Raw genomic sequence first — 22,372 nt, 5'->3', positions numbered from 1 at the left:
AGAGCCAATAAGGTTTAAGGAATAAACTTTATTGGCACACTATCTTTATTTTTTGTGTTTTCGCTTACACGTTCTAAATATTCATTCCACAGCTTAGTCTGCTGTTCTTGCAGCTTAGCAAAATAGTTCCAGCTAAATAATCCGCTATTATGGCCATCGTCAAAATCTAGGCGCAGTGCGTAATGCCCAACCGGGACTATTTTTTTTATCCCGACTGATTGCTTGTTTAAAACCAGCTTCATAGGGCCAGAGCCATGGCCTTGTACCTCTGCTGATGGAGAGTGAACACGTAAAAATTCACAACTAAATACGGCTTTACTATCATCGTCAAAGTAAACATCTAAATTTTTGCTCACGCTATGATAATGCACTTTTGTTACGTGTTTCATGTTTTGTATCCCATTAAAAAGCCCCCAATATGGAGGCTTTTAGTATAACTACTTATAGTACCAATTAAAGAATAAAGCGGCTTAAATCTTCATCTTCAACTAGTGCACCTAAATGTTTTTCAACATAAGCCGCATCAATAACTACCGACGATCCAGCTTGCTCAGACGCATCGTATGAAATTTCTTCCATTAGCTTTTCCATCACGGTATGAAGACGACGAGCACCAATATTTTCGGTTTTCTCGTTAACTTGCCATGCAGCTTTTGCAATACGCTCAATAGCGTCATCACTGTACTGAACATCAACTTGCTCTGTTTTAAGTAGCTCGCGTTGTTGCTCTGTGAGTGATGCATGAGGCTCTGTAAGTATACGTTTGAAGTCGTTTGCAGTAAGAGCTTCAAGCTCAACGCGAATAGGTAAGCGACCTTGTAGTTCAGGGATCATGTCTGATGGTTTAGCCATTTGGAATGCACCAGAGGCAATAAATAGCATGTGGTCAGTTTTAACCATACCGTGCTTAGTATTTACTGTTGAACCTTCAATAAGCGGAAGTAAATCGCGTTGTACACCTTCTCGACTAACATCTGGACCCGATGAATCTCCGCGCTTACAAATTTTGTCTATTTCATCGATAAACACAATACCATTTTGCTCTACAGCAAATATAGCCTGCTCTTTTAGCTCTTCTGGGTTTACTAATTTGCCTGCTTCTTCTTCGGTTAGTAACTTAAAGGCTTCCTTAATTTTGAGCTTGCGCTTAGTGCGCTTATCGCCACCCATGTTTTGAAACATGCCCTGTAGCTGGTTGGTCATTTCTTCCATACCAGGAGGCGCCATAATTTCTACGTTTGGTTGTACTTGTGCTAAATCGATTTCAATTTCTTTATCGTCTAGTTGACCTTCGCGAAGCTTTTTACGGAATGTTTGGCGTGTTGATGAGTTTTCATCACGCTGAGTTTCACCGTATTGATCTTTAACAGGTGGTAAAAGTGCATCTAAAATACGATCTTCGGCCGCTTCTTCTGCGCGGTGTTTAAACTTTTTAGTTTGTTGTTCACGTGTCATTTTAATAGACACTTCAACTAAGTCGCGAATGATGGTTTCAACTTCCTTACCAACATAACCCACTTCGGTGAACTTGGTTGCTTCTACTTTAATAAAAGGGGCATTGGCAAGTTTGGCTAAGCGGCGCGCAATCTCTGTTTTACCAACACCTGTAGGACCAATCATTAAAATATTTTTTGGCGTTACTTCTGCACGTAAATCATCGTTTAATTGCATACGGCGCCAGCGATTACGAAGTGCAATAGCAACGGCTTTTTTTGCGTTAGCTTGGCCAATAATATGTTGATCTAACTCGTGAACAATTTCTCTTGGGGTCATAGCAGACATAGCGGTTCCTATTATAATTCTTCAATAGTTTGGAAGTTGTTAGTAAATACGCAGATATCACCTGCAATAGTTAGGCTTTTTTCTACTATTTCACGAGCGCTTAAATCGGTGTTTTCTAATAACGCGGTTGCGGCCGATTGGGCAAAGTTACCACCACTACCAATGGCAATTAAGTCATTTTCTGGCTGAACGACGTCGCCGTTACCGGTGATAATTAAAGAGGCAGTTTCATCGGCTACAGCTAAAAGGGCTTCTAACTTTCTGAGTGCACGGTCACTACGCCAATCTTTCGCCATTTCAACAGCAGCTTTGGTGAGATTACCTTGATGCATTTCTAGTTTGCTTTCAAAACGTTCGAAAAGGGTGAAGGCATCAGCAGTACCGCCGGCAAAGCCTGCGATTACTTTGCCATTATAAAGACGTCGAACTTTACGGGCGTTACCCTTCATTACGGTATTACCCAATGAAACTTGGCCGTCGCCACCAATTACAACTTTGTTGTCGCGGCGTACACTTACAATAGTGGTCATGTTATTCCTCATCATCGAGTTGCAGGGGCAACTCGTTAAAAACGATTATGATGAGGTTATATGGGTGAATGGTTTATTTTCAAGTCCAGCCCCAAATTCCGCAGCCGACGACTTTGACACGCTTGAGTTTATTTTTATCACTTTCTGCTTGGCGCTTCGTTTTATAAGGCCCTAAACGTACTTTATACCAAATACCCGTTTCGCCTTTGGTTTCTCTTATTTCAGATATAAGACCAGCAAAGGCTATTTTAGCTTTTAACGATTCAGCCTGTTCATGAGTCCTGAACGAGCCGCATTGCATAACATAAGGACCTTTTTGTTCAATTTCTTTTACTTCTACTTGCACTTCATGGTTTCTGATTTCTTTTATAAATTCAGGCGCACGAGGAACGACCACTTCTATTTTTTCTTTTTCGGCTGGGTTAGTTTGTTTTTCAACAAGCTCGGGGTCGGCATTATTTTTAATAAACCATAATCCATAGGCAAAACCGCCCACAAGCAAAGCTGCAACAATTACCAAAAGATAAGGGAATGGCTTTTTAGCAGGTTCTTTTTTGGTGTTTTTTCTATTTTTTGGTTTTTTATTAATGTAATCGTGCTGTGCCATAGCGTTATTTTGGCCTTAACCTAAATCATATCTATAGGGTCTACATCTAAACTCCAGCGAACTTTTTGTGCAAGTTTACTGGTGCTTAAATAATCAACCATTTGCGCAAGATACTGATGTAATATGCGGCGATCTTGCGCTTGAATGTGCAATTGAAACCGATACATACCCGCAATTCTTTCTAATGGGGCAGGGATCGGACCGAGCAATTGTATACCAGATACCCCGTTAACTGGAACCAAATCTGTCAAAAAGTCGACGACTAGTTTAATACTTAGCCCTTGTGCTCTAACTATGGCCATATTAGTAATAGGCGGTAAGTCGGCGTCATCACGCTCGCTTAACGCAAAGCGTGCAAAATCTTGGTAACCATTATTGACCAAATCTTGTAAAAGAGGATGTTCTGGGAAATGTGTTTGTAATAACACCTGGCCAGGCTCTCCTGAGCGACCAGCACGTCCTGCTACTTGAGTCACTAACTGCGCTAAATGTTCCGTTGCTCTGAAGTCACAGGAATATAGGCCGCTGTCTACGTCTAAAATTATGACAAGGCTTACATCAGCAAAGTGATGACCTTTTGCAAGCATTTGCGTACCTACTAATATGCGCGCTCCACCTAAATTAATTTCGTCTAGGGCTTTTTCTAAACTGCCTTTACGACGAGTTGAATCGCGATCAATACGGGTTACTGGTGTATCAGGAAACTCGTTTGTTAAAAATTCTTCTATTTGTTCAGTCCCTTTACCATTAGGGAATATTTGCGTGCTCCCGCAATCTGGGCATTGATGAGGTACTTGATGTTGGTCGCCACAATGGTGGCAAATCATTTGACCAATCGCTTTATGGAACGTGGCACTAGTACTGCAACGGTTACATTCACTTAACCAACCACATTCATGGCAAATAAGTGTAGGTGAAAAACCACGACGATTTAAAAACACCATAACCTGTTTACCACGATTTAAATGTTGGCGCATAGTAGCAAGGCTTGCGTGAGCAATACCGGCCTGATCGGGCTGGCCTTTCATGTCGAGTAATTTAAATTGGTTATCGGTTGAGGTTTGAGCGCGCTCAGTCAGGCTTAATAGTTGGTACTTATTATTAATGGCTTTATGCAAGGTTTCGAGCGCTGGAGTAGCACTGCCGAGTATAAGTGGGATTTTATGCTGGAATGCACGATAAGCTGCTAAATCTCGAGCATGGTAACGAAGGGTATCTTGTTGTTTAAATGATGAGTCATGTTCCTCGTCAACTACAATCATACCGAGCTTTAAAAAGGGTAAAAAAATACTTGAGCGCGTACCTATTACAATAGCGCAACTCCCTTTTTCGCAAAAGCGCCATGTTTGTAGGCGTTCGTTATCGGTAAGTGCAGAATGCCATAACATGATGGGGGTATCTGGAAAGCGGCGACGAAAACGATTTACCGTTTGAGGGGTAAGGCCTATTTCGGGGACAAGTACTAAGGCTTGTTCACCTCGCTTTAATACTTCTTCAAGACATTGAAGATAGACTTCGGTTTTACCACTACCAGTAACCCCTTCTAATAAAAATGTGTTAAAGCCTTTACTTTGATTAATTGCAGTGCAAGCTACGGCTTGCTCCTTGTTCAGTGTAGGCTTACTACCTACTGTTGGTGCAGTACTTTGCCACTGATTATCATGTTCTATGGTTTGTGTAACAAGCGCTTTTGCAATAAGGCTATCGATAGTTTTTTTACTAAAGCCGAGTGCTTTGAGCTCGGTTAATGATGATTTACCTGACTGTGCAAGTTGCTTTAATAAGTTAAGTTGAGTTTTTGCTTTGAGTGACGGAAGTGTTGATCCTTTTTCTGTCAGCATAACCATATTGATACTGGTTTTATCCGGTGACTCACCTTGGCGCAGCGCACTAGGTAGCGCTATATGAATTGTTTCGCCGAGTGGGTAACAGTAATAGCGAGATGTAAAACTCAAAAGCGCAATGTGTTCAGATGATAAAATAGGCGCGTCATCAATGACTTCGATGATGGATTTTATTTTGTTTTCGGGGACGTCGGTCATGCTTTTAATAGCTAAAACAACGGCGACTTTTTTTTGGTTACCAAAAGGCACCAACACACGCATACCCGGTTTAAGTGGTGATGCCATGCCATCGAGTTGCTTATCTACTTTATAATCAAAGGTGCGCGGTAAGGGGACTTTTATAGCGACTTCAGCAAAACACATAGCAACTCAACTCATAAAATTAATGATGTAATGTACTAAAAATAACGTTAAAAACCTACTAGCAAATATTGCTTGCTTAAGTGTCTGCCTACTTTTTTAGCAAAACAGTTAATAATAGCTTGTGTGTTTGATGGTAGTTGGATAAAATCCGCGACCAACAAATTTGTTTTAACGACGTATGGTGCCAGACTTCGGGTTTGGAGAGCGATGCGGCCTTAACTAGAGGTTTCTATGAAAGAAGGTATTCACCCTAAGTACGAAGTAATTTCTGCAACTTGTTCATGCGGCAATAAATTCGAAACAAGCTCTACTTTATGTAAAGACATTCACCTTGACGTATGTTCAGCGTGTCACCCTTTTTACACTGGTAAGCAAAAAGTTTTAGACACTGGCGGACGTGTTGATCGTTTCAACAAGCGTTTCGGTGCACTTGGTAGCAAGAAGTAATTTTTGCTGTCTTGTTAAATTAAGCACCTTAGGGTGCTTTTTTTATGCTTTTAGTTTAGTTATACCAATTTAATCGTAATAACGTTTCGATTTAAAAAGTTAAGTGTTACACGAACGGCGTCAATATTTTTTAATATAGGACAACTAAATAACAAATTATTTAGCTTATTGCTCGATTTTCATATTTCCCTGCTATGCATAACTATTTCCTGTTCTTATTCTGAATATGCATAAACCTTTACAGACAAACCGCAAATTATTCTCTATATTTTTAATTAGTTCATTTTTTAACTAAGTAGTTAAATGTAGCTAACGTGAAGTTATATGTTTTTAAAGTATGTGAATAAGCCTATTTTTGCTTATTTTTATAGTACTTTATTAAGATGTTTTATAAAAAATAATGAAAGAACAAATGTGCCTTTAGAATCCGTTATTGGATGAATTTTTATTTATAAAGTGTCGATATAATTTACAAAAGTTATTGAAAAACCTCTTAAAATTAATCGAACTAGCATATAACAGGATAGACCTGATATTGCTTGGAATTTAAAAATAATAAGGGTATCGTAGCCTAAACTTCACCTCTCACTTTTACTTTAATTGCAGGATACAATCGCGTTATGTCAGACTTTCGTGAACAAGCACTACACTATCATTCGCATCCCGTTCCAGGAAAAATTAGCATTGAACTAACAAAGCCTGCTGAAACGGTAAAAGATCTCGCATTAGCATATAGCCCAGGAGTTGCAGAACCCGTACGTGAAATCGCTGCAGATCCTGCAAACGCTTATAAATACACAGGCAAAGGGAATATGGTTGCGGTTATCACTAATGGTACTGCAATTTTAGGCTTAGGTAATTTAGGCCCACTTGCTTCAAAACCTGTAATGGAAGGTAAGGCGTTACTGTTTAAGCGATTTGCTGGCCTTGATTCTATTGATATCGAAGTGAAACACCGCACTACTGAAGACTTTATTAATACAGTTGCTAATATTGCCGACACGTTTGGCGGAATTAACCTTGAAGATATTAAGGCGCCAGAGTGTTTTGAAATAGAAAAAGCATTGATTGAGCGTTGCAGTATTCCGATATTTCATGATGATCAGCACGGTACAGCCATTGTAACTGCTGCGGGTATGTTGAACGCGCTTGAGGTGCAAGGCAAGTCTATCGAAAATGCGACCATTGTGTGTTTGGGTGCTGGTGCTGCTGCGGTTGCTTGTATGGAGCTGTTAATTAAGTGTGGTGCTTTGCGCGAGCACATTTATATGCTTGACCGTAAAGGTGTTATTCATACTCGTCGTGATGACTTAAATGAATACAAAAAACTTTTTGCTAACAATACAGACAAGCGCACGTTGCAAGATGTTATTGAAGATGCAGATGTATTTGTTGGTGTATCGGGGCCTAATCTATTAGCTGCCGATGATTTAAAATTAATGGCAGAAAAACCAGTTGTGTTTGCTTGTTCAAACCCAGATCCAGAAATTGATCCTGCACTGGCTCATTCTGCTCGAAACGATCTAATTATGGCAACGGGTCGATCAGATTACCCTAACCAAGTTAATAATGTACTGTGTTTTCCGTTTATATTCCGCGGTGCTCTTGATGTACGCGCCAGTGCAATAAATGATGAAATGAAAATTGCAGCTGTAGAAGCGATTAGAAGTATTGCCAAAGAGCCTGTACCTGCTGAAGTACTGACGGCTGCGGGTGTTGATAAGCTGGAGTTTGGTGATAAGTATATTATTCCAAAACCAATGGATCCTCGTTTATTACCACGCATTGCAAAAGCGGTTGCAATAGCTGCTGTAGAGTCAGGTGTTGCACAAATTGATTTACCAGAAAACTATATGGAATAACGACTAAGTTGTAATTTAGACACAAAAAAACCTCAATTAATTGAGGTTTTTTTGTGTCTAAATTACGTTTAGTCTTCGTTTAAAACAGGCACTTCTAGCCCCATTTCTTGCATTATTTTTTTTACTTCTTCAGGCACTTTTTCGGCGTTGTCTTTACGTAAGTCGTCGTCGTTAGGCAAAGGTTGACCGGTAAATGCATGTAAAAATGCTTCACAAAGTAATTCACTATTTGTTGCATGACGTAAGTTATTAATTTGACGACGCGTGCGTTCGTCCGTTAATACCTTTAATACATTTAGTGGGATTGAAACGGTAATTTTTTTTACTTGTTCTGATTTTTTCCCGTGTTCTGCGTATGGGTGAATATACTCACCATTCCATTTAGCCATAAGATGTATCGTCGCCTCAGATTAATAATTGCTCATATGCACTACAATACATATGAATATGCGTGAAATTCTATCGATTTAAAAAAGATAGTCAAATACTAGTTGTTTAGCCATCTGGAGCTTTAAATGTTTTGACATCTTTAATAAGATAAATTACTCTTTTAGACGTCTAAACATCCAAATTAAATAGGTGACGAATATGAGCGAAAAAAATAAAGCAACCATTGCAGTGAGAAGTGGTGTTGAAGCAGACAAACATCATGGCGCAGTTGTCGCACCTATTTACTTATCAACCACCTATTCGTTTGCCGACTTTGATACAAAGCGTCAATACGATTACGGGCGAAGTGGTAACCCCAATCGTGATATTTTAGCTGAAACCTTGGCTGAGCTTGAAGGTGGCGCACGCGGTATTATTACTGCCACGGGTATGTCTGCCGTTCATTTGGCTACGCAAATCCTGAATCATGACGATACGTTAGTGATCCCACATGATTGTTACGGCGGAAGCTATCGTTTATTTACTTCACTGCAAAAGCGCGGTTTGCTCAAGCTAGAAGTTTTAGATTTAACACAAGCACAAAGTTTAGATAAAATTTTAGCAATTAAGCCTAAGCTAATTTGGATAGAAACACCAAGTAACCCATTACTACGCTTAACTGATATTAAAGCAATAACCGATGTTGCTAAACAGTGCGGTGCTTTAGTCGCTGCCGATAACACATTTTTATCACCAGCATTACAAAACCCTATTAAATTTGGTGTTGATATAGTTGTACATTCCACCACCAAGTACATTAATGGTCATTCAGATGTAGTGGGCGGTGCGGTGATTGCCGCTTCACAAGAGCTGGGCGATGAACTGGGATGGTGGGCAAATAATATAGGTATTACAGGTGCGCCATTTGATAGTTATTTAACATTGCGCGGGTTGCGAACACTAAATGTGCGTTTAAAGCAGCATCAAGAAAACGCATTAGCGATTGCTAAATACCTAGAAAAGTCGGAATTTGTTCGCCAAGTTTATTACCCTGGTCTTGAATCACACCCACAGCATGAATTAGCCAAAGCGCAGCAACTAGGCTTTGGTGGCATGGTGAGTTTTGATATTAAAGGAGACGTAAACGATGCTGCGGCGTTTTTAACCAGCTTACGTGACTTTAGCTTGGCAGAGTCTTTGGGCGGAGTAGAGAGCTTAATATGCCATCCTGCAACCATGACCCATGCTGGCATGGAGCCTAAAGCACGTCTTGAAGCGGGAGTGGGCGATACACTTATTCGAGTTTCAGTAGGTATAGAAGATATAAACGACTTATTAGCTGATTTAGAGCGCGTGTTTCAGCTTGTAAAGCCAGGCAGTAAAGCAAATTTAAACAAAGGAGCTGGCGGTGACATTAAATTAAGTGCCGCTCATCCAGCGCTTTGGTGAACAATATGACACAAACAGTACATAAATTTGGTGGTTCAAGCCTTAGTTCGGCTCAGCGGTATGAGCGGGTTGCGAGTATTATTTTAGAGCATACTCAGCCGGGCGATTGTGTTGTTGTATCTGCGGCGGGAAAAACAACCGATACTTTGGTGAAGTTATGGCAAAGCTATCAGCAACAAGATACGCATGTCGTTGCTGATATATTGCTGCAATTAAATAATCATCAAACTGATTTAATCACACAGTTACTCCATGCAGATCTTAAGCGAACTGCTTTAACGCGTTTGCATAGTGAACTAACAGCGATTAGTGAATTGATAAAAAACCAAGGCTTGAAAGAGGCTCCCTTGCTTGCTCATGGTGAGGTCTGGTCTGCACGTTTATTGGCGCTTTACCTTACGCAATTAAATATTAATGCTTGTGACCTTGATGCTCGAACACTTTTTACATTAAATAATGGGCAATTGTTACATACCCAAAATGCGCAGCAATGTGCAAAGTTTATAACCCCAGACTACATTAATGTTGTCACAGGCTTTATTGCATCAAATACGTTGGGTGACACGGTTACACTTGGCCGCAATGGGAGTGACTATAGTGCAACCTTACTCGCTAATTACTGCCATGCTAAGCAGGTGTGTATTTGGACTGATACACAAGGTGTATACAGCACAGACCCTCGCAAAGTTAGTAAAGCGGTTAAATACAATAAAGTATGTAGAGGTCAAGCCAACCTATTAGCGCGATTAGGTAATCCTGTTTTACACGCTAAAACGCTTTCTCCTTTAAGAAACAGCGATATAAAACTATCTGTTCGTAGTAGTTTTGATGTGCAAGCAACGCCTACAGATATAGTTAAAGAAGGAAATGTAAAACAAAAGCGTTTTATTACCACGTTAAACAACATCGATTTATTAACAGTTGAAAAGCTGGCCGAAGGCGAAGTCGCAGATGTTAGCCAGCTGATTCAACACAGCATTCATCACTTTAGTCAAAATGGTGAAACTTATTTAGTTGTCCCCTCTGCTTCAGCATATAAAGTTGTTAGTTATTTTGAGGGTAGAGCAAACATTAGCGAGTCGAGCTTAAATGGCTGTGCGGTTGTAGCGCCTGTTAATGATATTTCAAAATTGAATGTATTGGCTATTGATACGTTAAATGCTCATGCCATCGAGCCGCGCTTTATTCACCAAGACAGTGGATACATTTTACTATTAACGGATCAGGTTATAGATAGCGATATACTCAGTGTTTTACACGATAAGCTTATTAATAAAGGCCAAGAAGTCGCTTTAATAATCGCGGGCCTTGGAAATGTGGGAGAGGTATTTATAGAGCAGTTGTCAGCTCAATTCGAGCGTTTCTCTGATGACTTTACAATTAAATTGGTTGGGTTAATACGCTCTGAAACGTTACTTTTTAATCCCAGTGGTATAAACATTGCTGATTGGAAAACGCATTTTCTCTCACAAAGCAAAGCTTATAATAACCAAACATTACTAAACATAATTAGTGAACTTGATTATGAGCATAAAGTGGTTGTTGATATTACCGCAAGCGAGGCATTTAGCCAGTTATACCCGCAGTTTGTTGCATTAGATTGCCACTTGATCAGTGCTAACAAATACGCTGGAACTGCAGATACAGCATGGTATAAAGCTTTGCGTACGAGTATTAGTGAGCGAAATTTGCATTGGCGCTACAACACAAGCGTAGGTGCAGGCTTACCTGTTAACTTTGCATTGGCAGATTTGCAAAACAGTGGTGACAAAATCACTCGTATTGAAGGTGTTTTTTCAGGCACGTTATCGTGGTTATGCAGTAAGTTTGACGGAACAATACCATTTTCTGATCTGGTGCTTGAAGCACAAAAGATGGGGTTCACAGAGCCCGATCCGCGTGAAGATTTATCAGGGCGTGATATGCAGCGTAAACTGCTTATACTTGCCAGAGAGCTTGGTTTAGAACTCGACCTTGATGATATAAGCTTATCAGCACTCATGCCCGAAACGCTTGCTATAGGAAGTTGGGACGACTTTTTGGCTAATGAATCCACCCTCAATGACTTTATTGACGCTCATGCTGCAAATGCCAAAGCACAAAGTTCCGTACTTCGTTACACGGGTTTACTTGAAATTACGGAAAACAAAGTAACCGCTCAAGTAGGTATTACTTATACTCCTATTGGTGATGCGTTAGCTAATTTAACACCTGGCGATAATATTTTTGTCATTAATAGTAAGTGGTATAGCGCTAACGCTCTTGTGATTCAAGGGCCTGGTGCGGGTAAGGAAGTAACCGCGGCGGGTATTCATTCTGACTTATATTGGCTGGTACAAAATATAAAATAAAGGTTACAAGGGCCTTGTATCAATCCGCAATAATACCTAATCATTTTGCGGGGCTAAACGTGTCGCTACATGCGTTAAAAAATTCTTATTTAGAACAGCTAAATTTGGTATCAACTAAAAACGGCAGCCAATGGCTGCCGTTCTTTATTTAAAACAGTTCTTCTTCTGTTTTAGTGTCTTCTTCAAATATATCTGTTGGTTGAGACATTACGTATTTTGTGGGGGCGGTGCCTTTGTCAAAATACTCAAAGCGACTGGTGTAATCATTTTTATGACTTAATAAACCGGTTTCTAAATCAATCCGAATAGACACTAAACCTTCTGGCGGCTCTATGGGGGCTTCAGGTTTACCTTCAAGCGCAACTTTCATAAACTCAACCCAAGCTGGCTGTGCTGTTTTAGCGCCAGATTCAGCCCCTGATATTTGCCCGTTATCAAGATTATTATTGTATGAAGTTCTGCCTAGCGGGTTGCCAGGGTTATCAAAACCAACCCATACCGAGGTCATAACATTTCGATTAAAGCCACTAAACCAAGTATCTACAGAGTCATTAGTTGTGCCTGTTTTTCCTGATAGATCACGACGGCCTAATGCTTGAGCGCGCCAACCTGTTCCTGACCAACCCGTTTTATGTGACCAGTTTCCACCTCCCCAAACAGCGCTATGCATTGCTTGAGCAATTAAAAATGCATTTTGTTTTGATATGACCTGAGGGGCACATTTTAATTGTGGCGTATCAGTATTTTGTTGTGGGAATAATCCAGTAGCATTGTCTGGGGTTAATGACTGATCTGAAGTGTCGTCACACACTACTGAAGGATTAGCTTTAAACAAACTGTTACCGTAAGCATCTTGGATTTCTGAGATAAAGTACGGCTCAATCAAATGCCCACCATTCGCAAATGCACTCATACCGCGAGCTAGTTCAATTGGAGTAATTGAAGCACTGCCCAGTGCTAAGGATTCACTGCGGTTGATGTCTGAATTTTTAAAGCCAAATTTTAGTAAGTGATCTGCTGTTCGTTGCAAACCAACACCTCGGAGCAAACGAACTGATATTACGTTTTTAGATTGTGCTAACGCGCGACGAATTCTAATCGGGCCATTGTAAACAGCCGGACTATTCTTAGGTCGCCATGCCACACCTTGGCTTTTATCCCACTGATTAATTGGCGCATCGTTTAAAATTGAGGCGAGCGTATAGCCGTTTTCAAGCGCAGCAGAATAAATAAATGGTTTTATGTTTGACCCCACTTGGCGCTTTGCTTGAATAGCTCGGTTGTATTGGCTCTGTTCAAAGCTATAGCCGCCAACAATGGCTTTAATGCGGCCATCTTGTGGGTCAAGTGAAACAATTGCGCTTGATGCTTCAGGTAGTTGGCTTAGTTCATACTCGTTATTGCTGTTCTTACGCACCCAGATTTGCATTCCTGGCGTTAATATTTCAGTTGCCGTAGTTGGAGCAAAACCTTGGCGATAACGAGTTATGTATTTGCGTGCCCATTTTAAGTTGTCCCAATTCAGGTTTATTTGCTCTGCATTTTTAAGCAATACCGTGGCATTTTTTTCATCCACGTTAATAACAGCAGCTGCTTTTAACGTTCCTATCTCTTTGGCTTCATTGAGTTTAGCTAGTATTTTCTCTTCACTTAGCGCTGATTGTTTTTCAGGATCCCATAAAATAGCGGTTGGGCCTCTAAAGCCATGACGCATATCGTAGCTATGAAGATTATTAACTAGCGCGGTTTGCGCCGCTTTTTGTACTTTAGACTCAACAGAGGTAAATATCTTAAAGCCTGAATTATATGCCTTGTCTATTCCGTAACGTGAAACCATTTCTGCACGCACCATTTCAGAAATGTACGGTGCGTATAAATCTATTTCAGCACCATGAAAGTAAGCGGTAATAGGTTGGCTTGTTGCATCATCATACACGTCTTGTGTTATGTAGTTTTCAGTTAATAAACGACCAAGTACAACATTACGGCGTGCTTTTGCACGGGTAGGGTTGCGAATTGGGTTTAACGCCGAAGGCGCTTTTGGCAAGCCAGCAATCATCGCCATTTGAGCAAGCGTTAAGTCTTTTAACTCTTTACCGTAATAAACTTGAGCGGCAGCTCCAATACCAAAGGCGCGGTTACCTAGCTCGATTTTGTTTAGGTAAAGCTCTAAAATTTCATCTTTAGTAAGTACATTTTCTATGTGTAGAGCGATGAATATCTCTTTTATTTTACGGATATAAGCTTTTTCTCGGGTTAAGAAAAAATTACGTGCAAGTTGCATGGTAATAGTACTAGCACCTTGTTTTTTCTCGCCTGTAGAAATAAGAACAATAGCAGAGCGAACTATACCAATAGGGTCTATACCTATATGGTCATAAAAGCGATTATCTTCAGTTGCTAAAAATGCATCAATTAAAGGTTGTGGGATTTCATCAATAGTGACCGGAATTCGACGTTTTTCACCAAATTGATTGATCAAGAGGCCATCTTTAGTGAATACTTGCATAGGAGTTTGTAATTGCACGTCTTTTAAAACTTGCACACTGGGGATATCAGGTTTAACGTAGTAATAAAGACTGACCAAAGTTATCAGACCGATTAACGTACAAATGATAAAAAATTGTAAAGTTCGTTTTAATAAAATCACTTATATTTCCCTAAATGGACTCCCAATTGCGAGTTTGGACTGATAGTATATATTGATTAAAAAATGAATAATATTTTTTCAGAAAAAAATTATAACTTGTTTATTATTAAAACAAAGGCCAAGTTGCAAACATGCTAAGTCAACTATTTCAAAAGCCGTCGCCAATGATGGTAGGAATTGATATCGGATCGCACTCGATTAAAGCGGTGCTTCTGAGAGAAATTGAAAGTGGATTTCGATTAGAGGCCCTAGCAATTGAGCCCATGCCTAAAGGCGCCATGAGTGAAAGAACGATTCAAGATATTGAAGCGATTGGTAATGTAATAACAAAATTAAAAAGAAAATTACCTAAGTCACTTAAAAATGCAGCAGTGGCGGTGTCAGGGCAAACGGTTATTACAAAAGTAATTTTTATGGATGTGTCGTTGAGCGATGCAGAACTTGAATCTCAAATTGAAATTGAAGCAGATAGTTTAATACCTTACCCACTCGATGAAGTTAGCTTAGACTTCGAAAAGCTCTCTACTAACGAAGCTGACCCGAGTAAAATGAATGTATTACTTTCAGCAGCCCGAACAGAAAGTGTTGAAGCACGTGTTGGCGCATTAGAAGAGGCTAATCTCGATACTAAGATTGTTGATGTAGAAAGTTACGCCTTAAGCCGTGCGATGGACGTTTATTACCAACAACTACCAAGCGATGCCTTCAATAAGTGTGTTGCTGTTGTAGATATTGGTGCCGTACTCATGCTTGTAAGTGTTGTGCAAGCTGGTGAAACTATTTATACACGTGACCAGGTTTTTGGTGGTGATCAATACACAAATAGTATTGTTAACTACTACAACAAAGGGTTTGATGAAGCTGAAATAGGTAAAACATCAGGCGACTTACCACCTAACTATACCTTTGAGGTATTAGCGCCATTTCAAACAGCGTTGCTTCAGCAAGTACGTAGAGCGGTGCAAATGTTTTTAACAACGAGTGGTAAAGAACAAATAGACTACATTGTGCTTACCGGTGGAACTTCTATGATCAAAGGGCTTGATCGCTTATTAATTGAAGAATTAGGTATACACAGTGTTGTTGCAGAACCGTTTGCAAATATGGAAATTTCGCCAAAAGTAGATCGTAATGTTATGCAGCGTCACCGAACACAGTTTGCAATTGCAACAGGTTTGGCATTAAGGAGCTTTTCATCATGCCACATATAAATCTATTGCCTTGGCGAGAACTGCAGCGCGAAGAATCTAAAAAGAAATTTGTAACCATACTAGTTGGAATTGTTTTAGCTTGTTTTTTAAGTATGTACTTATTAAGTATGTTTTACAGTGCATTAAAAGACGGGCAAAACTTAAAAAATAATTACTTAAGTTCTGAAATAAGCATGCTTGATCGAAAGATCAGTGATATTAGAGAATTAGACAAACGAAAAGAAAACCTACAGCAGCGAATGCGATTAATCGAAGAGCTGCAAAGTAGCCGTAACCTTGGCACACAAATTATGGATGAAGTAACAAAAATAGTACCTCAAGGTATTTACTTAACAAAGCTGGAGCGCAGAGGAAACCAGATTTATGTACTTGGCCGAAGTGAATCAAATAACCGTTTATCTACCATGATCCGCCAGGTACAAAGTTCATATTTGCTAGAGCGTCTGACTATGCAGGATATTGTAGCAGGTGATCAGTCTTCGCGTTTACTTAGTGACTTTAGTATGGAGTTTTACGTAAAACCATTTGACGAGATTGGTGAGGTACGTAATGAACCTTGATTTTAAAGCGCTTGGCGAAATAGATTGGAATGAAATTGAGTTAGACAATATTGGTGATTGGCCTGCTGCTGTAAAAGTAATTTGCTGTGCATTTGTTGCTGGGCTCATATTATTTTTTAGCTATAGCCTGTTAGTTTCTGACGAGATTGATAGCTACCATAATGCGGTATCAAAAGAGGTCGACTTAAGAAGTACCTACAGAACAAAATACGCTGTAGCGAGTAAGCTAGATATTTATCGCCAACAAATGATAGAAATGGAAGATAAGTTTTCTCAATTACTTAAGCGGTTACCGACATCAAACGAAATACCAGGCTTACTTGACGATTTATCTTATGTTGGCACAACGAGCGGTTTAACATTTTTAAAAATTGGTTGGTTACCTGAAGTAGAGAAAGAGTTTTATACCGAGCTACCTATCAAAATAGAAGTAGTAGGTACTTATCATGAATTTGGTGAATTTGTTGGCAAAGTTGCTCAGTTACCACGAATAGTTAGTTTGCATGACTTTTCTATTACGTCTTCTGGCGAAAAACAACTAACATTTAGTGTTGTAGCAAAAACTTACCGTTATGAAGAAGGAGTTAAAAAATGAGGCTCCTTCATTTAATGCCGCTATTGGCTGTTGTTGCGTTAGTGGGGTGTAACGACGATACCTCGGAACAAAAAGAATTTATTGATCAGGTAAAAGCAAGCACAACGCCTAAAGTTGAGTCGATTCCTGAACTTACTCAATTTGAGATTTTTGAATATAGTGCAGGTAATTTACGAAGTCCATTTGTGGCACCTCAACCTGAAATAATTCAGAACAAACTGACGCAAATAAAAAACTGTTTACACCCTGACCCAGACAGGCGCAGAGAGCCATTAGAAAAATACCCATTAGATAATTTAGCAATGAAAGGTACAATTGGTTCAAGTGGTCAAGTTTGGGCGCTTATAACTGCTGCAGATGAAACATTACATCGTGTAACGATTGGTAATTATTTGGGTAGTTACGATGGCAAGGTAAAAGCTGTGAGTAACGATTTTATAGAATTAGTTGAATTAATCCCTGATGGGTCTGGTTGTTGGAAAGAGCGCCTGACTAAACTGGAAATGTTAGAGGCGGCAACTGATGGCGCAAATTAATAATAAAAAAGGTAAAAATAACATGCATAAGGATGTTCTTTGGTTTAATCGCATTGCGAGAGCTTTATTTGCAACAGCCGCTTTGGTTTGTGCTAACAATGCTTTGGCAGGACCATTGCTTTACGATGTACGTTATAACCCATTACTTAAAGGTGAAACCGAACTACAGCTTGTTTTCGACGAAGAAATAACTTTAGAACCGCAAATTCAAGTATTTAACAGCCCAGCGCGTATTGAAATGTTTTTTGATACCGCAGAGTTAGAATTAGGATTAAATGACGTTGAAGTTAATCAAGCAGGTATTAGTAGTGTCACCAATGTGTTATCTGAGCAAGGTTTAAAGGTAACAGTTAATCTAGACAGATTAAAAATGTATGAAACAGAAGTTAATAACAACTTAGTTTCAATACGTGTATCGGATAACCCATTAACCGGTTCAGTAACTGAAGATGAAGCCGTTCTGACAGGTGATGTGAGTGGAAACTACATTAACCGCATCCAATCTATTGATTTTAGACGTGGTGAGAAAGGTGAGGCAAAGGTACTTGTATTTTTACAAGACACTCAAGCTGCTATAGAGGTTCACGAAAGTGGCGGCAAAATTTACGCAGATTTTCACCATACAGATATTCTGGACGATCTACTTTATGAGTTGGATGTTTTAGACTTTGGTACCATTGTTAGTACTATCGAAACGTTTAAAGAAGAAGGGCGAAGCCGCGTTGTTATAGAACCTAATGCCGAGTTTACATTCACGTATCAGCAAATAGACAATATTCTTACCCTCACAGTTGAAAAAGATGAAACTCAAAATGCTTACCTAGATGGTGGTAAAGAGTATCAAGGTCGACCAATGACCTTAAACTTTCAAGATATTTCAGTCCGTGCAGCATTACAAATTATCGCAGGCTATAACGACTTTAACTTAGTAACAAGTGATTCCGTTACCGGTAACATTACCTTGCGCTTAGATGGCGTGCCGTGGGACCAAGCACTTGATGTCGTATTACGTATAAAAGGGTTGGACAAGCGCATGGATGGCTCTATCTTAATGGTAGCGCCAGCAGAAGAGCTTGCAGCCCGTGAAGCAAAAGATCTAAAAGCAAAGCAGCAAGTTGAAGATTTAGAGCCGCTTTACAGCGAATATATGCGATTGAATTATGCCAAAGCTGAAGACTTTGCTGACTTACTTAAAACAGATATTAATAGCATCATTACCCCACGCGGAAGTGTGTCGGTTGATCAGCGTACTAACACTTTACTCGTTAAAGATACTGTTAAGAGCATAGAAAATATTAGACGTATGATTGAAACCCTGGACATACCGGTTCAACAGGTTGTTATTGAATCTCGTATGGTAACAGTGCGTGATAACGTAACTGAGGACCTAGGTGTTCGTTGGGGATTTAGCGATCAGCAAGGTAGTGATGGCATATCTGGTTCTTTAGAAGGTGCTGAAACCATTTCAAATGGGGTAATCCCTGACTTAACAGATAGATTAAATGTAAATCTACCTATTACAAACCCAGCGGCCAGTATAGGCCTCCACATAGCAAAACTCGCCAACGGGACATTAATCGATTTAGAGTTAAGTGCGCTTGAAGAAGAGAATAAAGGCGAGATTATTGCAAGCCCGCGTATTATTGCTGCCAATCAGCAAAAAGCGCGCATTGAACAAGGTACTGAAATACCCTATACAGAATCAGCTTCTAGTGGTGCAACAACGGTAAGCTTTAAAAAAGCAGTACTTAGTTTAGAGGTGACACCACATATAACGCCTGATAATAAAGTAATTTTAGACTTAATTATCACGCAAGATACACGTGGCGATACTGTACAAACAGGTACCGGTGAGGCCGTTTCGATAGATACTCAAGAAATTCAAACACAAGTATTAGTAGAAAACGGGCAAACTATCGTACTGGGTGGGATTTTCCAACAGCAGATAATCAACACTACAAATAAAGTGCCTGTGTTAGGTGATATTCCTTATGTTGGTAGGTTGTTTAAAAGCACCAGTGAATTTAATGAAAAGCGTGAATTGCTTATTTTCGTGACACCAAAAATACAAATAGATTAAAATAAGGTACTTTTTTGTTAATCAACGGGTGATTATTTAGTTTAATTGCTCGTTATGTGGCTTTTTATTCTAATTGACTTGAAATACCCCTGCAATTACTGAGATAATCCCCTCCTTAATTTTGGGGCCAGGTCGTTAGGCGGGGTTTTATTTCAAATTTTAGAGTTCGTTTGTACTAAAAGATATGGCTGAGAAACGTAATATATTTCTAATTGGCCCCATGGGGGCTGGAAAAAGCACAATTGGTCGTCACATTGCCGATCAATTACACCTTGAATTTGTTGATTCTGATCAAGAAATCGAACGCCGCACGGGTGCAGATATTGCCTGGGTATTCGATCTTGAAGGTGAAGAAGGCTTTAGACTTCGTGAAGAATCTGTTATTGGCGACTTAACTGAAATGCAAGGTATTGTACTTGCTACAGGTGGTGGTTCAGTAATGAGTAAAGAAGTTCGAAACAAGCTTTCGGCTCGTGGTATCGTTGTATACCTAGAGACACCTATTGAAAAGCAAGTTGCACGCACACAACGCGACAAGCGTCGCCCGTTACTGCAAACAGAAGAAGCACCTCGTGATGTACTAGAGCGCTTAGCAGAAGAACGCGAACCGTTATATAAAGAAGTGGCTGATTTTGTTGTACGCACTGATGAGCAAAGCGCTAAAGTTGTTGCAAATCAAATCATTGAGAAACTAGATTTTTAAAACCAATACATAATAAAGGATTAGCTGAGCATGCTTAAATTAACTGTTAATTTGGACGAGCGAAGTTATCCTATTTATATTGGGCAATCTGCACTTCAAGATAATGGCCGTCTAATTCATCATATTGGTGATTGTCGGCCTATCATCATTACTAATGACACAATTGAACCTTTATATCTACAAGGCTTACTTGATTCATTAGCTGAATTAAATCCTCTTTCCTTTATCATACCTGATGGTGAGCAATACAAGTCACTAGAGTGGTTTGAAAAAATATCCGCTTTTTTACTGCAAAATAATTGTGGTCGCGATACTTGTTTAATTGCATTAGGTGGCGGCGTAGTTGGTGATTTAACTGGTTTTGTAGCTGCATGTTATCAACGTGGCGTGCCGTTTATTCAAATACCTACAACACTTTTATCGCAAGTGGATTCATCTGTTGGTGGAAAAACAGCGGTGAACCATCCGTTAGGAAAAAACATGATTGGGGCTTTTTATCAGCCACAAGCTGTTTTTATTGATACTCAGTCTCTTCATACACTCCCAAAAAGAGAGTTTGCGGCAGGAATGGCTGAAGTTATCAAGTATGGTTTAATATACGATACCGAGCTTTTTACTTATTTAGAGCAAAATGTTGAAAACTTACAGCAGCTAAATGAAACATGCCTGCAGCATATCATTTACAGGTGCTGTGAAATTAAAGCGTTAATCGTTGCTGAGGATGAAAAAGAGCAAGGTCTCAGAGCATTGCTAAACTTGGGGCATACCTTCGGTCACGCAATTGAAGCCCAAATGGGTTATGGTAAGTGGCTTCATGGTGAAGCTGTTGCTACGGGTATGGTGTTAGCTTCTCAGTTGGCTCACACTCGAGGTGACTTAACGCAGCAGGATATAGCGCGTATTGTGGATGTTATTAAACAATATAACTTACCAACTGAAGTACCTGTAGATATGACGAGTGAACAATTTTTATTGCATATGCGCAAAGATAAAAAAAATAAAAAAGGAACTATCCGTTTTATTTTACCCACTCAATTTGGTCAATGTGCACTGGTAGACGATGTATCTGACGATCAAGTCCGAGCATTAATCGAGCACTAAATGCAGTCACAAATTTTACCAAGCCGTGCGGCTTTGGTGGATAGAATCGCACTGCAATTTGAATATGGTCAAAACCTTATTATTTTACTGGGCACATCAGGCCTAGGAAAAAGCTATCTGCTTGAAACCTTTATTACCGATAAATACAACGACTTTAATAAAGCATTTGTACAATCGAGTGCAAAATTGACAGACGCTCAGTTAATGAGCGATCTACTAGAGCAAAGCTTTAACAACCCGTTGGTTGATCATAATTTAAGTTTGTCTGAAAATTTTTATCAGTTACTTAATCAACAACAATCGGGCTCCTGTTTATGGGTTATTGACGGTGGAAGGCACTTATCAGAAGAGTTTTTAATTGAGCTGGAGCTGCTAGCTAAAAATAGCCCAATCACTCTTTATATTATGATTGCCTCAGCTGCAAAGTTGCCGGTTGAACACGCAGTCGAAATTCATCTTGAACGGCTTCCTCTTCATGAAAGTAAGCAGTTAATGGGGTGGTACTTTGAAAAGCTTCCTCACGATGAAGATCCTGTTTTCCAAGCTTTTTTAGCTGAAGCTAATGGTAATCCTAGTTTATTGCTTGCATGGCAACAGGATGAGTACATCGCAGATGTCAAAGTTAAAGATAAAGTATCATGGCGTGTACATTTACTGGTACTTATGTTGCTCATTATGTTCTTAATTATAGGCTTGTTATATAAGTCAGATATGAGTGATTGGTGGCAAAAGCATTATGAGCAAGGCACCATTGAGGTTGATAGCACTGCTATTCCAGTGAGCCAGGCTATTGCACCTATACCTGACACAGTAACAAAAGAAAAAGTAGCCGACATACAGCCTACCGCTGAAGGTGAAAGAAAAAACGATATATCCGCGATCATGCAAAGCTTAAATGCAGGCAACGAGATCAATGAGCCTATTAGCTCTGATACACTCATAAAAGATGAACCTGTTAAAGAGCTTGTGCAATCAAAAGTTAACAATGAGGTTGATGCATCATCAGTGCAACTGCCCATTAACGAAGCTAGCTCTTGGTACTCTAAGCAAAATGATTCAAATACGGTGATTCAGTTACTTGCAGTAACACAAAAGCAAGTTGTAGATGATTTTATAAAGCAGTATGCACTCCAAATAACGGCGTACACTTATCAAACTCAAAGAAATGGTAAAACATGGTGGGTGGTGACAACCGGCAGTTTTACAAGCATGAATGATGCACAGCAAGGTATGAAAAACCTACCTGCAAGTATCTTAAAAAATAAGCCGTTTTATAAAAAAATTAGTAAAATAAAACAAGAAATTGCACGAGTTGATCAGTAATATAAATCG

The 22,372-nt window shown here is 39.6% G+C and carries 19 protein-coding genes; 12 read left to right on the top strand and 7 right to left on the bottom strand.

Features of this window, described 5'->3' with window-relative positions:
* Window positions 1–14 precede the first annotated feature (14 nt).
* From MTF67_RS03665 to priA, 5 genes are all read right to left on the bottom strand, one after another.
* The gene (locus MTF67_RS03665; RefSeq protein ID WP_058428244.1) at window positions 15–389 is read right to left on the bottom strand and encodes a gamma-butyrobetaine hydroxylase-like domain-containing protein; all 375 of its coding nucleotides are present in this window, start codon (window positions 387–389) and stop codon (window positions 15–17) included.
* Between the two features lie 64 nt (window positions 390–453).
* Window positions 454–1,782: an HslU--HslV peptidase ATPase subunit gene (hslU, locus tag MTF67_RS03660; protein WP_006793088.1), complete on the bottom strand. Its 1,329-nt coding sequence runs from the start codon at window positions 1,780–1,782 to the stop codon at window positions 454–456.
* 11 nt (window positions 1,783–1,793) lie between these two features.
* Window positions 1,794–2,312: an ATP-dependent protease subunit HslV gene (gene hslV, locus MTF67_RS03655; protein WP_006793089.1), complete on the bottom strand. Its 519-nt coding sequence runs from the start codon at window positions 2,310–2,312 to the stop codon at window positions 1,794–1,796.
* A 79-nt stretch (window positions 2,313–2,391) separates the two neighbouring features.
* Window positions 2,392–2,919, bottom strand: coding sequence for an SPOR domain-containing protein (locus tag MTF67_RS03650; protein WP_006793090.1), 528 nt, complete (start codon window positions 2,917–2,919; stop codon window positions 2,392–2,394).
* Window positions 2,920–2,939: 20 nt separating this feature from the next.
* Window positions 2,940–5,126 (bottom strand): primosomal protein N', encoded by a 2,187-nt coding sequence (gene priA / locus MTF67_RS03645; RefSeq protein ID WP_006793091.1) that lies wholly within the window; start codon window positions 5,124–5,126, stop codon window positions 2,940–2,942.
* Window positions 5,127–5,357: 231 nt separating this feature from the next.
* Between priA and rpmE the strand changes: the two genes are divergently transcribed.
* Both rpmE and MTF67_RS03635 read left to right on the top strand, forming a co-directional pair.
* Entirely contained in the window at window positions 5,358–5,573 is a 216-nt protein-coding gene (rpmE, locus tag MTF67_RS03640) for a 50S ribosomal protein L31 (RefSeq protein ID WP_006793092.1), read from the top strand.
* A 620-nt stretch (window positions 5,574–6,193) separates the two neighbouring features.
* Window positions 6,194–7,435 carry a malic enzyme-like NAD(P)-binding protein gene (locus tag MTF67_RS03635; RefSeq protein WP_006793093.1) on the top strand — a complete coding sequence of 414 codons (1,242 nt, stop codon included), beginning with the start codon at window positions 6,194–6,196 and terminating at the stop codon, window positions 7,433–7,435.
* A gap of 68 nt (window positions 7,436–7,503) precedes the next feature.
* On the opposite strand, the gene metJ is transcribed toward MTF67_RS03635, so the two are convergent.
* Complete coding sequence (gene metJ, locus MTF67_RS03630; protein WP_006793094.1) at window positions 7,504–7,824, bottom strand: met regulon transcriptional regulator MetJ; 321 nt, start codon at window positions 7,822–7,824, stop codon at window positions 7,504–7,506.
* 199 nt (window positions 7,825–8,023) lie between these two features.
* On the opposite strand from metJ, the gene metB reads away from it, so the two are divergent.
* Together metB and metL are read left to right on the top strand one after the other, a co-directional pair.
* A complete protein-coding gene (metB, locus tag MTF67_RS03625; protein ID WP_248518712.1) occupies window positions 8,024–9,253 on the top strand; it encodes a cystathionine gamma-synthase in 1,230 nt (409 codons plus the stop codon).
* Between the two features lie 5 nt (window positions 9,254–9,258).
* Window positions 9,259–11,604, top strand: a complete 2,346-nt coding sequence (metL, locus tag MTF67_RS03620) for a bifunctional aspartate kinase/homoserine dehydrogenase II (protein ID WP_248518711.1) — start codon at window positions 9,259–9,261, stop codon at window positions 11,602–11,604.
* Window positions 11,605–11,752: 148 nt separating this feature from the next.
* Here metL and MTF67_RS03615 read toward each other — a convergent pair whose 3' ends face one another.
* Window positions 11,753–14,254: a PBP1A family penicillin-binding protein gene (locus MTF67_RS03615; protein ID WP_039036261.1), complete on the bottom strand. Its 2,502-nt coding sequence runs from the start codon at window positions 14,252–14,254 to the stop codon at window positions 11,753–11,755.
* Window positions 14,255–14,385: 131 nt separating this feature from the next.
* Between MTF67_RS03615 and MTF67_RS03610 the strand changes: the two genes are divergently transcribed.
* The 8 genes from MTF67_RS03610 to MTF67_RS03575 all read left to right on the top strand — a co-directional run bounded on the left by MTF67_RS03610 (window position 14,386) and on the right by MTF67_RS03575 (window position 22,363).
* Window positions 14,386–15,465, top strand: coding sequence for a pilus assembly protein PilM (locus tag MTF67_RS03610; RefSeq protein ID WP_006793098.1), 1,080 nt, complete (start codon window positions 14,386–14,388; stop codon window positions 15,463–15,465).
* Window positions 15,453–16,025, top strand: a complete 573-nt coding sequence (locus MTF67_RS03605; RefSeq protein ID WP_006793099.1) for a PilN domain-containing protein — start codon at window positions 15,453–15,455, stop codon at window positions 16,023–16,025. The genes MTF67_RS03610 and MTF67_RS03605 overlap by 13 nt, the downstream gene beginning before the upstream one ends.
* Window positions 16,015–16,620: a type 4a pilus biogenesis protein PilO gene (locus MTF67_RS03600; RefSeq protein WP_006793100.1), complete on the top strand. Its 606-nt coding sequence runs from the start codon at window positions 16,015–16,017 to the stop codon at window positions 16,618–16,620. The genes MTF67_RS03605 and MTF67_RS03600 overlap by 11 nt, the downstream gene beginning before the upstream one ends.
* Window positions 16,617–17,156, top strand: a complete 540-nt coding sequence (locus MTF67_RS03595; protein ID WP_006793101.1) for a pilus assembly protein PilP — start codon at window positions 16,617–16,619, stop codon at window positions 17,154–17,156. Before MTF67_RS03600 ends, MTF67_RS03595 begins: the two co-directional genes overlap by 4 nt.
* Window positions 17,143–19,236 carry a type IV pilus secretin PilQ family protein gene (locus tag MTF67_RS03590; RefSeq protein WP_039036262.1) on the top strand — a complete coding sequence of 698 codons (2,094 nt, stop codon included), beginning with the start codon at window positions 17,143–17,145 and terminating at the stop codon, window positions 19,234–19,236. Before MTF67_RS03595 ends, MTF67_RS03590 begins: the two co-directional genes overlap by 14 nt.
* A 184-nt stretch (window positions 19,237–19,420) precedes the next feature.
* Entirely contained in the window at window positions 19,421–19,939 is a 519-nt protein-coding gene (gene aroK / locus MTF67_RS03585; protein ID WP_006793103.1) for a shikimate kinase AroK, read from the top strand.
* A gap of 30 nt (window positions 19,940–19,969) precedes the next feature.
* Entirely contained in the window at window positions 19,970–21,040 is a 1,071-nt protein-coding gene (gene aroB, locus MTF67_RS03580; protein ID WP_039036263.1) for a 3-dehydroquinate synthase, read from the top strand.
* Window positions 21,041–22,363 carry an AAA family ATPase gene (locus MTF67_RS03575; protein ID WP_248518710.1) on the top strand — a complete coding sequence of 441 codons (1,323 nt, stop codon included), beginning with the start codon at window positions 21,041–21,043 and terminating at the stop codon, window positions 22,361–22,363.
* Window positions 22,364–22,372: the final 9 nt, after the last annotated feature.

It is taken from the genome of Pseudoalteromonas sp. 2CM32C (genome assembly GCF_023161925.1).
In the GTDB taxonomy this organism is placed as follows: Bacteria; Pseudomonadota; Gammaproteobacteria; order Enterobacterales; family Alteromonadaceae; genus Pseudoalteromonas; species Pseudoalteromonas marina.
This window is presented reverse-complemented; position numbering and strand designations above follow the sequence as displayed.